Here is a 13,942-nt window from a genome sequence, read left to right on the forward strand (position 1 = left end):
GCGCAATCAGCAGGCACCGGAGGGCTGGAAGTGGGTCGACTATCCCGGCCACGAGCGCTACATCTCGGTGCTGGAACGCGTGGACGGTCCGATCTCGACGGTGAACGGCCGCGTCGCGGATGCGAAAAATGTGTCGGCTACATCGATTTCGGAGACCGATACCACCAGCCGGGTGCGGGTGTCCTCAGCCGACGGCGGCAAGGTGGTATTCGCGCGCCTCGGCTGGCCGGGTTACCGGGTGACCCTGAACGGTAAGCAGATCCCGATCACCACCGTGGCGAAGTCCTTTGTCGCCGTCGACATACCCGCGGGCACGCAGAACGCCGAACTGGTGCTGACCTGGCGGCCGCCGGGCTGGAAGATCGGCATCGGCACGACAGCGCTCGGCATCGCCGCCATCGGAGTGCTGCAGTGGCTGTGGGTGCGTTCGCGGCGTCGGGATCCGGAGCCACCGGCGGCGGATCCGAGCCCCGGCGAGCCGGATCGTGAACTGGCGGACGTGGTCTCGTAGCGGTCGATCCGCGCAGGCCCGATCGGAGGTGTCCCTCGACGAGTGCGCCCTGTAGGGTCTGGAACTCGTGGTGGAAAGCAGCGCCCCCGCCCGGCGGGACGTGTACAAATGGGGATTCATAACCGCACTCGGTGTGATCGCCGGATATGGTGCCGTCCTGCTGGCCAATGCCAGGCATTTCTACACCGATGACAGCGAGTCGCAGTACGGCCCGCTGTGGGTGATGCTCGGCCGGTCCCTGCGCGACGGACAGTTCCCGGTGTTGGTCCCTGAGCACTGGATGGCGGGCAACTACGCCATCGAGGAGGCGGGCCTGCTGAACCCGCCGCAACTCCTGATCGATCTGATCGCGCCCTCGATCGACAACATCGCGCTCTACACCACCGTGATCAAGCTGATCTTCGCGGTCGTCCTCGGGACCGGTGTGTACCGCATCTGCGTCGAGTACGGGGCGCGGCTGCCGTGGGCCGCCGCTGCGGGCGTGTCGATTCCGTTCACCGGTTGGCTGCTGTTCTTCGACGAGGCCAGTTGGTACACCGCCTTCACCGGTACCGCGTGGCTGGTGCACGCGTGGGCGTCCGGCGTGCGCTACGCACGGGGACGTGGCGGGCCGATCCCCACCTTCGTGTTCCTGTACCTGGCCATCTCGGTGCAATACATTTTCCCCGCGGTCGAGGCCGGGCTGATGATCGGCGCGGTGGCCGTGGGGGAGGTTGTCTACCAGCGTAAGTGGCAGCCGTCGCTGCGACTGCTCGCGGTCGCGGGCTGCGCCGCGGTGGCCGGGCTGGCCACCTATCTGCCGAGCATGCTGTCGGCGAAGGTGACCTGGCGCGGCACGGCTCAGATCAATAACGACCAGTTCCTGACCGTGCCATGGTCGGAATCGCTCAATGCCAGCCTGCCCAGCTCGTTGCCCGCGTACAACTCCTGGTGGGGTTATGTGCAGCCGATGCCGGTGGTCTATATCGCCTGGTTCCTGATTCCGGCGCTGGCCTTCATCGACTGGCGCAAGGCGCGCGCGTCCTGGCGGGAGTTCAGTGCGATCGCGCTCGTCGCGCTGATGGCGCTGATGTGGACAGCGGGACCGGGCACCATCGGCCCGCTGCGCTGGCCCGCGCGGGTGTTGCCGATGCTGGCCCTCGGACTGCTGGTGCTGGTGTGCGTGCTGCTCGGCCGCTTCGCCACCTTCGAGAATTGGCGTGGCCGCGGTATCGCGGCGGGTGTGCTGATCGGGCTGCTGTGGGTGCGCTCGTTCTCGGCGGCGCCGCGCGAGGTCGTCTGGCATGTGGTGGCGGCGGTCGCGATCGCCGTGCTCGGCGCGGCCGTCGTGTGGCTCGGGATGAAGAAAAGCATGGCCGCGGCCTGCGCGTTGACCATCGTTTCGGTGTTCCCGATCGCCTTTTTGCAGGTGCATGCGGCACAGCCGACGCCGATGAGCTGGAACCTGCCCGAGCAGCGGTCGCAGATGAAGGCCGCGTTTCCCGAATTTCGGGGCACCACCCTGCAATTGGCCGATCGCGGCCTGATCCGGCCGGAGGATCGTTCGTTGCGGGGCGCGTACGGGTCGCTGGTCTTCGGTAACTACGCCAAGGATCTGGAGAAGACCTACGTCAGCGGCTATACGCCCAACGGGCACTTCTGGTTCGGTGAGATGCTGTGCATGCGCTGGGACACCAGTGTTTGCCCCGACGCCTTCCGGCGGGCCTTCGCGACGGAGCCCACTACCGGCAGGACGATCGTCGACCTGATGAAGGTGGATCGGGTAGTGCTGCAGAAGGCGCTCTACCCGGACGCGCGCAATCAACCCGCACCATCTGGCTGGCAGTGGGTCGACTACCCGGGCCACGACCAGTACATCGCGGTGCTCGAGCGAGTGGGTGGGCTGCTGTCCACGCAGAACGGCCGCGTGTCGGCGGTCTCCGGTGGCACCGCGACGTCGGTGTCGGAATCGGAGCTGACCAGCCGGGTTCGCGTGAATTCGGATACTGGTGGGCGCGTAGTCTTCGCACGGCTGGGCTGGCCGGGCTACCAGGTGAAGCTGAACGGCCGCGCGATCCCCTTCGACGTGGTCGCGAAAACCTTTGTCGCCGTGGATATTCCGGCCGGTACCAAGAACGGCGACCTGGAGCTGGCCTGGCGGCCGCCGGGGTGGAAGATCGGCGGGGTCGCGATACTGCTCGGGCTGTTCGGAATCGGCGCATTGCAATGGATGTTCGTGCGCGGTCGCGAGCGTGACGAGGATGCGACGCTGACCGAACCGCCGGTGACCGAGACGGTTTCGGAACCTGATCTGGCGGGAGTATCTCGTTGACAGCTGACCAGCAGGCCGAATTCACGGCGGACCATGCGGGCGCGACCGGCGCCGAGGATCCGGGTCTGCTGCTGCGGCTGGTGCGTCGGCAGGAGATCGCCTTCGCGATGGTCGGTGCGTTCAATACCGCGCTCGGTATGGGGCTGACCGTGCTGTGGCTATCTGTGCTCGGCAGTAGTGTCCCGCCCGCGGTCGCGGTGGTCGCCGCCTATGCCGTCAGCATCGTCATCGCTTTCGTACTGCATCGCACGCTGGTCTTCCGAGTGCGCGGACATATGCTGCGCGATTTCGTCCGCTTCGTGGCGGTCAATTCCGGTGGGTTGCTGATGAACATCGCACTGCTGTCGCTGGCCGTCTCGGTGCTGCATCTGCCGAGCAGACCGGCCGCGGTGGTGGTGATGGGTCTGGTCGCCATCGCCAGCTTCTTCGGGCATCGCTACATCTCGTTCCACCGGGCGGCCGTGCCCGAGCCACCATCGGCCGGTTCGGGTGCGGAACGGTCCTAGGCGCCGGGTAAGTTATCGATCATGCCGGAGGAAACCGCCTTGGACGCCACCCTGTTGAGCCTGCTCGCCTGCCCGCAGGACAAGGGTCCGCTGCTGTTGGTCCGCGACGACAAGGGCGCCACCGCCCTCTACAACCCGCGCCTGCGCCGTGCCTACCCGATCGAGAACGGCATTCCGGTGCTGCTGATCGATGAGGCCCGCGATGTCACCGACGCTGAACACGCCGCCTTCACAAGTCAGCACGCCGACGCCTGAGCAGCCATCGGCCCGGTGGCGCACGGTAGCGTGCGCCACCGCGAGTTACGGTGCGGGAGTATCAATTTCACCGGTGAGATAGCGCTGCAGCGTGGGCGAGACGGCCGCGACCAGTTCAGGACCCGGCATCGAGGCCAGCGGTTCTATCTCCAGTATTTTGCGCGCGACGAGCACGCCGATCATCTGCGTCCCCACCAGCGCGACCCGGGCGCGGCCGTCGTCCTCGGGCTTCGCGATCCGCATCCGCACCCGTTCCAGGACGACATCCAGGACAAAAGTCCTGGCCAGCGCGGTATCGCCGCCCGCGAGAATGCTGCGAACCGCCGCGACGATCCCTGGGCCCGCGGGGGAGTCCCATACCGCGAGCACCGAGCCGAGAATGGTCTCGCCGAGCCGATCCAGCGGCGCGGCCTCGATCCGACGCAGTGTGGCCTCTGGATCGATCGGCAACTCGACCACCGCGGCGAACAACTGCTGTTTGGTCCCGAAGTAGTGGTGGACCAGCGCGGGATCGACCCCGGCGTCGGCGGCGACGGCGCGGATCGAGGTCTTGTCGAAGCCGATCTCGGCGAAGCGGGCGCGGGCGGCCGCGAGGATTTCCTCGCGGGTGTCGGAGCGACCCGGACGGCGACCGGAGCGGGTGCCCCGGTCGCCGTTGGTCGTCGGGTCCTGTGCGGTCTCCTCGGCCGTCACGCGGTCCGCCGTCGTAGCGTGGCCGCGCCCAGGCAGAGCGCGACAATGGCGAATCCGGCGACGACCGCCAGGTCACGCAGCATCTGACCGGTGACATCCGGATGCGTTGAAACCTGTTGCAGCGCATCGACCGCATAGCTCAACGGCATCACATTGCTGATTGCCTCCAACCAGCCGGGCAACTGTCCACGCGGAACAAGTAAGCCGCACAGGAAGATCTGCGGCGCGACCACCACCGGCATGAATTGCACGGCCTGGAATTCGGTGCGCGCGAAGGCACTTGCCAATAGTCCGAGTGCGACGCCGCAGACCGCGTCGATCATGGCGATCACCACAACCCAGACCGGACTGCCCGCCGAATTCAGGCCGAGCAGCCCGAAGGAGACCAGGCAGGCCACCGCCGCCTGCGCCGCCGCGGCCACCGAGAAGGCGGTGCCGTATCCGGCGAGCAGATCGAGTTTCGACAGCGGTGTGGTCAGCAGCCGCTCCAAGGTGCCGGAGGTGCGTTCACGCTGCATGGCGATCGCGGTGATCAAGAACATCACGATGAACGGCAGGATGCCGAGCATGCTCATACCGACGCGATCGAATATCGGCACGGGGTTGAACGGGTTGGGCGGGGTGTCCTTGTAGATGAAGTAGAGCAGCGCCATCAGGACCGCCGGAACCACGAGAATCATTGCGACAGTGCGGTGGTCGTTGCGCAGCTGACGCAGGATGCGTCCGGTCGTCGCGGCATAGGGACGCAGTGTCGGCGTCCGGCGGCGGGGTACGAGGGTGGTGGTCATGCCGCACGTCCCATCGTGATCAGAGTGAGGAAGGCTTGTTCGAGGTTCTGCTCACCGGTTTCGGTGCGCAGTTCGTCGGGGCTGAGCTCGGCGAGCAGGTCACCCTCGCGCATCAGCAGCAGTTTGTCGCAGTGCTCGGCCTCGTCCATCACATGGCTCGAGACCAGCAGCGTCGTTCCGTTCGCGGCCAATTCGTGGAACTGCTTCCACAGGTCGACGCGCAGCACCGGATCCAGGCCGACCGTCGGCTCGTCCAGGATCAGCACCTCCGGCTGCGCGACCAAGGCGCAGGCCAGAGACGCGCGGGTCTCCTGGCCGCCGGAGAGTTCGTCGCCGCGCTGGTGGGCGTGATCCAGCAGGCCGACCGCGCCGATGGCCTCGTCGATGTCGTCGCGGTCGCGGCCGTAGAGCGCGGCGAAGTAGGCGACGTTCTCACGCACGCTGATATCGCGGTAGATGCTCGGTGCCTGGGTCACGTAACCGATCCGATGCCGCAGTTCCGCCGAGCCCGCGGGCAATCCGAGCGCGGAGATCTCGCCGGAAGCCACGATCTGGGTGCCGACGATGCTGCGCATGAGCGTGGTCTTGCCACATCCCGATGGACCGAGCAGTCCGGTGATGGAACCGCGCGGGATGGTCAGCGAGATGTTGTGTAGGACTTCGCGGCCGCCGCGGCGCACGGTGAGGTTGCGAACCTCGACGGCATGGGATGAGTGCAGGTCCGTCATGGGACGCCTCAATTCATCGAGTGTTGAATTCACTGTGTGATGAATTTAGCGCGATCTGGCTCTCGGGGCAAGACCCGTCAGTGGTGATGTGCCGGTGTTCCGGCCGACTGACCCGGCTCGACCACGACAAACTGGCCCATCATGCCCTGGTCCTCATGCCAGAGCAGGTGGCAGTGATACATGTACGGCGAGTTCGGATCGGCGGGTCCGTCGAACCGCATGGCGAGCTTCGCGCTGGCATTCGGCGGCAGGAAGATGGTGTCCTTCGGTCCGGTCAGGGCGTCGGGCGGCGGTGCGCCGTTCAGTTCGAGCACGCGGAACTGCACATCGTGGATGTGGAAGTTGTGCGGCATGCCGTCGTTGTTGTGCACCATCCAGGTTTCGGCGGTGCCCCTGGTGACCGTCAGATCGATCCGATCCATCGCCATCGGGCTGCCGTTGATGCCACTCAGATTCAGTTCGAAGTTTCGTTCGCGCACCGAATCGGAGCCATCCGGCGTGGACGGATGCGCCAGTGCCGCAGGCAATTCCGGCGAAGGCCGCAATGTCGATGCCGCACGCAGTTCGAGGATGTCGAAGCTGTCGTCACCGCCCGCGAATCGCTGCGTCCAGAAGCGCAGTCCCGCATCGAGTTTCGTGCTGCGCAGCACGGTCCGTTCGCCGGGCAGCACGCGAACCACGATTTCGGCGCGTTCGCCCGGTGACAGCCGCACCCGATCGAGCGCGACAGGGCGTTCCAGCAGCCCGCCGTCGGTGCCGACCAGCGAGAAGCGGCGATCATCGGCGAAGCCGAAGGTGTATACCCGCGCCGTCGAAGCGTTGAGCAGTCGCAATCGCACGAGCTCATCGCCGACATTCCGATACGGCGTCAGGGTTCCGTTCACCATGGTCCGGTCGCCGAGGAACCCGACGTCGCGGAACATGCCGTGCGACGAATCGAGCTGATTGCCACGGAATTTCACGTCCTGGACGATGACGGGCAGATCGTCGACACCGTAGTTCTTCGGTAGCGAAAGCGCTTCGGACACTTCGTCATCGAGCAGGAAAAGCCCCGCAAGCCCACGCCGGACATGCTGTTCGGTCGCGCCGTGCGGATGCGGGTGGTACCAGAGCGTGGCGGCGGGCTGGTCCACGGTCCAATGCGGTGTCCAGGTGCCACCGGCCTGCACCATCTGGTGTGGCCCGCCGTCCATCGCCGCGGGCAGATGCATTCCGTGCCAGTGCACCGTCGACTGCTCCGAAAGATTGTTCCGGACTTCGACTTCCACCCTTTCCCCGCGCCGGGCCCGCAGCGTCGGTCCGAGATAGTCCCCGTTGAACCCCCATGTCTCGGTCGCCTGCCTTGCTCGGAATTCCTTTTGCCCCGAACGCATTTCGAGTTCGAAGACACGCGTGCCATCCGCTCGCACCCGGGACTGCGCCAGCGGCGGAATCGCAAGCTCATTGTTGAATTCGCTACTGCCGACAGTAGATACGGACGCACTGCTGTACACCCACGTGACGCAGCCGCCAACCGATAGCGGCACCACCGTCGCGAGCGCCGTGACGATCAAGAGCAACCGCCGCAACCACCGCGGCCGGGAAACCGAAGACATGCCGCCGACGGTATGGATCACCGGCCCCCGACCACATCCGGGAGCATCCCCATTTCACCCCTGAACCGGTGTGTGTCTCACGTCACATTGCATGGCTGTCACGTCCGGCGGCGGTGCTTTGTCCGATGGTCGTCACCAACCAACAAACCTGCCCCGGTGACACCGACCATGGGAGCAAGCCATGACAACGCATCGGATCGTCGTACTCGGCGCGGGCTACACCGGCATGCTGGCCGCCATCCGGCTGGCCCGGCGGACCCGCAAACTCGATGTCGAGATAGCCATCGTCAACCCGTCCGCCCGCTTCACCGAGCGACTGCGCATGCATCAGGTCGCCGCGGGTCAGCAGTTGGCCGATAACCGGATCCAAGAGATCCTGGCGGGTTCGGGCGTCGAATTCGTCCAGGGCTGGGCGACTTCGATCGATCCCGAGGCGCGGCGGGTCTACATCGACGGCACCGGCACACTGCACTACGACGAGCTGATCTACGCGCTCGGCAGCAGCACCGACACCAGCATCGTGCCCGGCGCCGCCGATCACGCCTGGACCCTGAACGATCCGCGCACCGCGCACCGCTTCTCCGAACACCTCGCGGTGGTCGCGGCCGAGGCTGGCACCGTCGCGGTCTGCGGCGGCGGTCTGACCGGCGTCGAGGCGGCGGCCGAAATCGCCGAGAGCTACCCGGGCCTGCGCGTCACCCTGATCAGCAGCACCGAACCGGGCGCGATGATGGGCGATAAGGCCCGCGCCTACCTGAACAGGGCGCTCGATCGGCTCGGTGTGGCACGCAAGGTCGGCCATGCGGTCACCAAGGTGCTGCCCGATGCGGTCGAACTCGCCGACGGCGAACTGGTTTCGGCCGATCTGACCCTGTGGACCACCGGTGTCCGCGTCTCGCCACTAGCCGCCCAGTCCGGCATCGAAACCGACGCGCGCGGGCTGATAGTGGTCGATCCGACCCTGCGATCGGTTTCGCACCCGAACATCCACGCCATCGGCGACGCCGCCGCAGTGCGCCAGGCCTGGGGTCAGATCCACGGCACCTGCCAGTCCGGTCTGCCGACCGCCGCCTACGCCGCCGACTCCATCGCGCGGCAGTTGAGGGGCAAGACCGTCGAGCCGTTCCGGTTCGGTTACTTCCATCAGCCCGTCAGCCTGGGGCGCAAGGATGCGGTCATCCAGTTCACCAAGGCCGACGACACCCCTGGCCGGTTCTACCTGACCGGACGAGCGGCCGTCTTGTACAAGGAAGGGGTGAGCGGCAGCCCGGTGCCGAGCTTCAAGCTGAGCAAGAAGATGACGGTCTCGGTCCAGCTGTCCAAGGGCGGCAAATCCACCCGTCGGACCGCATGAATCGGCCCGGATCAGCCGTCCGCCAACCAGGCGGGCGGTTTCCGCGTTCGTCCGGAAAGTTGGATTGCCAAATCCGGACTTGCCCTAGGAGCATGGTCCAGATGGTCGACGCCACGCCCGCGCAGGATCCATTCATCGAACACCGGCGGCTGCTCTTTTCCACCGCCTACCGGATGCTGGGCACCGTCACCGATGCCGAGGACATCCTCCAAGACACCTGGCTGAAGTGGAATGAAACCGATCAGTCGACGGTCCAGCATCCCAAGTCCTATCTGGTGCGCACGGTCACCAACCTGTCGTTGAACCGGCTCACCTCGGCCAAGGCCAAACGCGAAACCTACGTCGGCCCTTGGCTTCCCGAACCCCTGCTGACCTCACCGAATATCGCCGAGGAGACCGAGTTGGCCGACACCGTCTCCACCGCGATGCTGGTGGTCCTGGAGACCTTGAATCCGGTGGAACGCGCGGTCTTCCTGCTGCGCGAGGTGTTCGGCTATAGCCACGCCGAAATCGCCGACACCCTCGACAAGCCCGAGGCGACCGTCCGGCAGATCGCGCATCGGGCCCGCTCACATGTGCAGTCCCGCCGCCCGCGCTTCGATACCGATAAGGCCGAGCGCACCCACATCACCGAACAGTTCATGGCCGCCTGCGCCGGTGGCGATCTCAATGCCCTGATGGGTCTGCTCGCGCCCGATGTCACCTCGTGGTCCGATGGCGGCGGGGTGGTCACCGCGGCCCGGCGTCCGCTGTACGGACCGGATCATGTGGCGCGCTGGGTTCTCGGCGTACTCGCCAAGCCGTCGGTCGCGGGCATCGTCCTCGAGCCCGCGCATATCAATGGGGAACTCGGTGCGCTCGCGCGCATCGATGGAAACCCGGTGGCGGCGTTCACCTACGACATCGTCGACGGACACATCCACAACCTGCGCTTCCAGGTGAACCCGAGCAAGCTCAAGGGGCTTTACATGGGGACCGACGTGATCGGATGACCAGTTCGGTGTGTTGCTTTACGATCCTGCCGTGACCAGCCAGACCACGGAACCGAACGTGGACGGAGGACAGGTTCGGGTTTCCACCCTGGAACTGTTCTTCGATCTCGTCTTCGTCTTCACCATCACCCAGCTCACTCACGTCTTCACCCACCATCCCGGCTGGGCGGCGCTGGCTCAGGTGGTGGTGCTGTTCGGGGTCATCTGGTGGATGTACAGCGGCTACGTCTGGCTCACCAACGAAGTGGCGCCGAGCAATTCGCAGCGCCGCACGCTGCTGTTGATCGGCATGTTCGGATTCTTCGTGCTCGCGCTGGCGATCCCGGACGCGTTCCACGGCACGGGTCTCGCCTTCGGTCTCGGCTACGTCCTGGTCAACACGGTGCACACGGCGCTGTTCTGGGTCAGTGGCGGCACCTCGGCGAGCCAGGCGATCAAACGCATCGCGCCACTGAACGCGCTCGCGGCGGCGCTCGTGCTCGCGGGCGGCTTCGTGCACGGCTGGTGGCAATACCTGTGCTGGGGTCTGGCATTCGCGGTGCAGGTGCTGAGTCCGTACCTGGTCGACACCCGCGATTTCGTGGTGCGGGCCAGCCATTTCTGCGAGCGCAACGGGCTGGTGATCATCGTCGCCATCGGTGAGTCGGTGGTCGCGATCGGTCTTGGCCTGGCGGGGGAGAAGCTGACCGTGCCGCTGACCGCCACCGTCGCACTCGGACTCTGCCTGGCCTATGTGCTGTGGTGGGCCTATTTCGGGATCGATGACGACCGTGGCGAGCATGCGCTGGCCGCGGTCCCGGATCGGGAACGCTCCCGTCCCGCGGTGCTCGCCTACGGCTACGCGCTCTACCCGCTGCTGATCGGCATCACCGTCACCGCGGCGGGCATCAATATGACCATCGCGCACGGCAACGAACCCGCCTCCATCGCCGCCGCGTCCGCGCTCTCCGGCGGCGTCGCGCTGTACTTCTTCGGCCAGTTCTGTTTCCGGCTCGCCCTCGGTCTGCCGCGCCCTTGGTCGCGACTGCTCGCCGCCGCCGCGGTGTGCGCGACCATCCCGATCGGCATCGCGTGGGTCGCCTGGGCACAGCTCGCGGTGCTGGTCGCGGTCGGCTATGCCGCCGTGATCATCGACGATCTCGTCACGCTGCGCTCGGGCCAGCACAGTCGCTACGTCTGACTTTCGGGAACAATGGAGAGTCGTGCGTAACGAGGAACTGGCGGTCGAACCACCCGCCGCGGCTCGCCGACTGCTCGGCTCGACGCTGTGGTCCGGACCGGTCGGCGTGCGAATCGTGGAGGTCGAGGCATATGGCGGCGATCCGGCCGGACCGTGGCCGGATCCCGCATCGCATTCCGGACGCGGGCGGACCAAGCGCAATGCGGTGATGTTCGGGCCCGCTGGCGTGCTGTACGTCTACCTCAGTTACGGCATGCACATGTGCGTGAACGTGACCAGCGGTCCGGACGGCACCGCGAGTGCGGTACTCATCCGGTCGGGGGAGGTGATCGCCGGGGCGGACACGGTCAGGGAGCGACGACCCGCGGCCCGCACGGACGCCGATTTGGCAAGGGGCCCTGGGAATCTCGGCAGCGCGCTCGGAATTACGCTGAGCGACTACGGAACTCCACTCTTCGACCCTGCCTCGCCGATCCGGTTGGAGCTGAACGGCGCGATCGACCCCGCCGAGATTTCCGACGGACCGCGCGTCGGGGTCAGCAGTGCGGCGGATGTGCCGTGGCGATTCTGGCTCGCATCGCCTGCGGTCTCGGTCTATCGGCGCAGCCCGCGTGCCCCGATCGATGCGGTATAACACCAGGTCACAAGAATTTTCGGGATCGGCGATGAGTTTTCGGGGCGGTGTCCGTCCTATCTGTTGAACGCGCTCCACCCAGCGCGACCGACCCGAAGGAAAGACAGATGACCGCCATCGCCCCCGCCGCCCCGATCGCCGCCGCCACCGTCGCCCACCGCCCCGGCAAGAAGATGACTACCGCGCTCTGGACCGTGCAGGTCCTGCTCGCGCTGTTCCTCCTCATCGCCTCCGCCGCCCCGAAGCTGCTCGGCGCGCACGCGGCGGTCGAATCCTTCGACACGATCGGCTGGGGCCAGTGGTTCCGCTACTTCACCGGCGTTGTCGAACTGGCCGGTGGCATCGGCCTGCTGGTGCCCCGCCTGACCGGCCCCGCGGCCGTCGGCCTGACCATCACCATGGTCTGCGCCGCACTGACCCAGGTGTTCCTGCTCGGCGCGCCCGCCCTGGCGCCGTTCCCGCTGGTGCTCGGCGTGGTGTTCGTCTGGATCGCCTGGCAGCGGCGCGACAGCATCATCGCGGTGCGGGAGCTGCTGGCTCGCTGAACATCTGAACAACGCACACGATCGGCAGACCGCGGTCTGCCTATCGTCGTCGCGTTCACCGAAAATCATTCGCCCTGCGTGGCGGCGCACGGCGACACTGAGGGCCATGCCGGTCGCGGGGAACGGTGCGGAAAGATGGGACAGCGTGAGCGAACGAAGTGAGCGAACCATGTGCCAGCGCGCATCGCGCACGCTGGAGCCGAGCGCCAGCGAGGCGCTGGCGTGAGCGGCGACATCATCGACGAACTGACCTGGCGCGGACTGATCGCGCAGTCTACCGACCTGGACGCCCTGCGCACGGCGGCATCCGCCGGGCCGCTGACCCTCTATGCCGGTTTCGATCCCACCGCGGCCAGTCTGCACGCCGGACATCTGGTCCCGCTGCTGGCGCTGAAGCGGTTCCAGCGCGCGGGCCATCGCCCGATCGTGCTGGCCGGTGGCGCCACCGGACTCATCGGCGATCCGCGCGACGTGGGCGAACGCACCATGAATTCGACCGATACCGTCGCGGAATGGGCGGGCCGGATCCGTTCACAGCTCGAGCGCTTCGTCGACCTAGACGACTCACCCACCGGCGCGATCATCGCCAACAACATGGACTGGACCGGCCAGCTGTCGACCGTCGACTTCCTGCGCGATATCGGCAAGCACTTCTCGGTCAACGTCATGCTGGCCCGCGACACCATCAAGCGCCGCCTGGACGGTGAGGGCATCTCCTACACCGAATTCAGCTACATGCTGCTGCAGGCCAACGACTACCTGCAGCTGCGCCGCAACTTCGGCTGCACACTGCAGGTCGGTGGTTCGGATCAGTGGGGCAACATCATCGCCGGTGTCGAGCTGAACCGGCGCGTCGACGGTGCGGCGGTGCACGCGCTGACCGTGCCGCTCGTTACCTCGGCCGACGGCAAGAAGTTCGGCAAGTCGACCGGCGGCGGCAGCCTGTGGCTCGATCCGGAAATGACCAGCCCGTACGCCTGGTACCAGTACTTCGTGAATACCGCCGATGCCGATGTCGTGCGGTACCTGCGCTGGTTCACCTTCTTGTCCCGCGAAGAGTTGGCCGAGCTGGAACTGGCCACGGTCGAGCGTCCGCACGCACGGGAGGCCCAGCGCAAGCTGGCCGAGGAAATGACGAATCTGGTGCACGGCGAAGCGAATACCCGGGCTGTGCAGTTGGCTAGTCAGGCTCTGTTCGGACGCGCGGATCTGCGTGAACTCGATGAGCCGACGCTGTCGGCAGCCCTGCGTGAAGCCGCGGTCGACGGCACGGTCGCCGAGGTCGGTGTCGGTGAGCCGAGCACGATCGTCGATCTGTTGGTCGCCACCGGACTGTCGGAGAGCCGTGGCGCCGCACGGCGCGCGGTGAACGAAGGCGGAGCGTCGGTCAACAACGAGCGGATCTCGGATCTGGAATGGACGCCCGCCGATACCGACTACCTGCACGGACGATGGTTGGTGCTGCGCCGCGGCAAGCGGAATTTCGCCGGTGTACTGCGGGCGGGCGCATAAAGATCACGTGGCTCGGGTCACATTCGGGTGGCCCGAGCCTGTTTTTTGGGGTGTCAGATGGCCTCTGACCTGCGAAATGACATGTGTGTAGTGCGGATTTGACTCGACGTTCTCCGCCGCGTAACTTTGTCCAAGTCAGAGCGACACGGACACCGACCCGGAGCCCAAAGCGCAGCGGAAACGTTGAGCACAGTGGCCTGGGAAACGAGGTAGGACGAGGAGCGCCTGGCGATCAGCATTGCCGGATCGGACGAGCAGACTTGACTCTGCGCGGGCGGTTGGCTAGGCTAGGACAGTTGCCTCAACAAGCCCCCCGAGAGAATCTGGGGTCCAGTTGC

The 13,942-nt window shown here is 66.3% G+C and carries 13 protein-coding genes and 1 pseudogene; 10 read left to right on the plus strand and 4 right to left on the minus strand.

Annotated features, from left to right (window positions below; genetic code table 11):
• The 4 genes and pseudogenes from NP3_RS32765 to NP3_RS32780 all read left to right on the plus strand — a co-directional run.
• Positions 1-511, plus strand: a pseudogene (locus tag NP3_RS32765) (YfhO family protein); the annotation flags it as partial.
• Between the two features lie 70 nt (positions 512-581).
• Entirely contained in the window at positions 582-2,822 is a 2,241-nt protein-coding gene (locus NP3_RS32770) for a hypothetical protein (protein ID WP_157124717.1), read from the plus strand.
• Entirely contained in the window at positions 2,819-3,328 is a 510-nt protein-coding gene (locus NP3_RS32775; protein ID WP_063045617.1) for a GtrA family protein, read from the plus strand. Before NP3_RS32770 ends, NP3_RS32775 begins: the two co-directional genes overlap by 4 nt.
• Before the next feature lie 21 nt (positions 3,329-3,349).
• A complete protein-coding gene (locus NP3_RS32780; RefSeq protein WP_040689305.1) occupies positions 3,350-3,583 on the plus strand; it encodes a Trm112 family protein in 234 nt (77 codons plus the stop codon).
• Positions 3,584-3,628: 45 nt separating this feature from the next.
• Here the strand turns inward: NP3_RS32780 and NP3_RS32785 are convergent, their stop codons facing one another.
• The 4 genes from NP3_RS32785 to NP3_RS32800 form a co-directional block, all read right to left on the minus strand.
• Positions 3,629-4,276 carry a TetR/AcrR family transcriptional regulator gene (locus tag NP3_RS32785; protein ID WP_063045618.1) on the minus strand — a complete coding sequence of 216 codons (648 nt, stop codon included), beginning with the start codon at positions 4,274-4,276 and terminating at the stop codon, positions 3,629-3,631.
• The gene (locus NP3_RS32790) at positions 4,273-5,064 is read right to left on the minus strand and encodes an ABC transporter permease (protein WP_063045619.1); all 792 of its coding nucleotides are present in this window, start codon (positions 5,062-5,064) and stop codon (positions 4,273-4,275) included. The genes NP3_RS32785 and NP3_RS32790 overlap by 4 nt, the downstream gene beginning before the upstream one ends.
• Positions 5,061-5,792 carry an ABC transporter ATP-binding protein gene (locus NP3_RS32795; RefSeq protein WP_063045620.1) on the minus strand — a complete coding sequence of 244 codons (732 nt, stop codon included), beginning with the start codon at positions 5,790-5,792 and terminating at the stop codon, positions 5,061-5,063. Before NP3_RS32795 ends, NP3_RS32790 begins: the two co-directional genes overlap by 4 nt.
• Before the next feature lie 77 nt (positions 5,793-5,869).
• Positions 5,870-7,387, minus strand: coding sequence for a multicopper oxidase family protein (locus NP3_RS32800; protein ID WP_063045624.1), 1,518 nt, complete (start codon positions 7,385-7,387; stop codon positions 5,870-5,872).
• 181 nt (positions 7,388-7,568) lie between these two features.
• Between NP3_RS32800 and NP3_RS32805 the strand changes: the two genes are divergently transcribed.
• The 6 genes from NP3_RS32805 to tyrS all read left to right on the plus strand — a co-directional run bounded on the left by NP3_RS32805 (position 7,569) and on the right by tyrS (position 13,604).
• Positions 7,569-8,741, plus strand: a complete 1,173-nt coding sequence (locus tag NP3_RS32805; protein WP_063045621.1) for an NAD(P)/FAD-dependent oxidoreductase — start codon at positions 7,569-7,571, stop codon at positions 8,739-8,741.
• A 101-nt stretch (positions 8,742-8,842) separates the two neighbouring features.
• Positions 8,843-9,733, plus strand: coding sequence for an RNA polymerase sigma-70 factor (locus tag NP3_RS32810; protein WP_063045625.1), 891 nt, complete (start codon positions 8,843-8,845; stop codon positions 9,731-9,733).
• A gap of 31 nt (positions 9,734-9,764) precedes the next feature.
• Positions 9,765-10,913 carry a low temperature requirement protein A gene (locus NP3_RS32815; RefSeq protein WP_063045626.1) on the plus strand — a complete coding sequence of 383 codons (1,149 nt, stop codon included), beginning with the start codon at positions 9,765-9,767 and terminating at the stop codon, positions 10,911-10,913.
• 22 nt (positions 10,914-10,935) lie between these two features.
• Entirely contained in the window at positions 10,936-11,547 is a 612-nt protein-coding gene (locus NP3_RS32820) for a DNA-3-methyladenine glycosylase (protein ID WP_063045622.1), read from the plus strand.
• A 107-nt stretch (positions 11,548-11,654) separates the two neighbouring features.
• Positions 11,655-12,092 (plus strand): DoxX family protein, encoded by a 438-nt coding sequence (locus NP3_RS32825; RefSeq protein ID WP_084509330.1) that lies wholly within the window; start codon positions 11,655-11,657, stop codon positions 12,090-12,092.
• A gap of 222 nt (positions 12,093-12,314) precedes the next feature.
• A complete protein-coding gene (tyrS, locus tag NP3_RS32830; protein ID WP_063045623.1) occupies positions 12,315-13,604 on the plus strand; it encodes a tyrosine--tRNA ligase in 1,290 nt (429 codons plus the stop codon).
• Positions 13,605-13,942: the final 338 nt, after the last annotated feature.

The sequence above is a fragment of the Nocardia pseudovaccinii NBRC 100343 genome (assembly GCF_001613225.1).
GTDB lineage: Bacteria > Actinomycetota > Actinomycetes > Mycobacteriales > Mycobacteriaceae > Nocardia > Nocardia pseudovaccinii.

What these genes read in the sequence shown, in the direction of transcription:
- NP3_RS32800 (WP_063045624.1), bottom strand. Translation starts at nt 7,387, where the DNA reads ATGTCTTCGGTTTCCCGGCCGCGGTGGTTGCGGCGGTTGCTCTTGATC.
- NP3_RS32810 (WP_063045625.1), top strand. Translation starts at nt 8,843, where the DNA reads ATGGTCGACGCCACGCCCGCGCAGGATCCATTCATCGAACACCGGCGG.
- NP3_RS32805 (WP_063045621.1), top strand. Translation starts at nt 7,569, where the DNA reads ATGACAACGCATCGGATCGTCGTACTCGGCGCGGGCTACACCGGCATG.
- NP3_RS32780 (WP_040689305.1), top strand. Translation starts at nt 3,350, where the DNA reads ATGCCGGAGGAAACCGCCTTGGACGCCACCCTGTTGAGCCTGCTCGCC.
- NP3_RS32825 (WP_084509330.1), top strand. Translation starts at nt 11,655, where the DNA reads ATGACCGCCATCGCCCCCGCCGCCCCGATCGCCGCCGCCACCGTCGCC.
- NP3_RS32790 (WP_063045619.1), bottom strand. Translation starts at nt 5,064, where the DNA reads ATGACCACCACCCTCGTACCCCGCCGCCGGACGCCGACACTGCGTCCC.
- NP3_RS32795 (WP_063045620.1), bottom strand. Translation starts at nt 5,792, where the DNA reads ATGACGGACCTGCACTCATCCCATGCCGTCGAGGTTCGCAACCTCACC.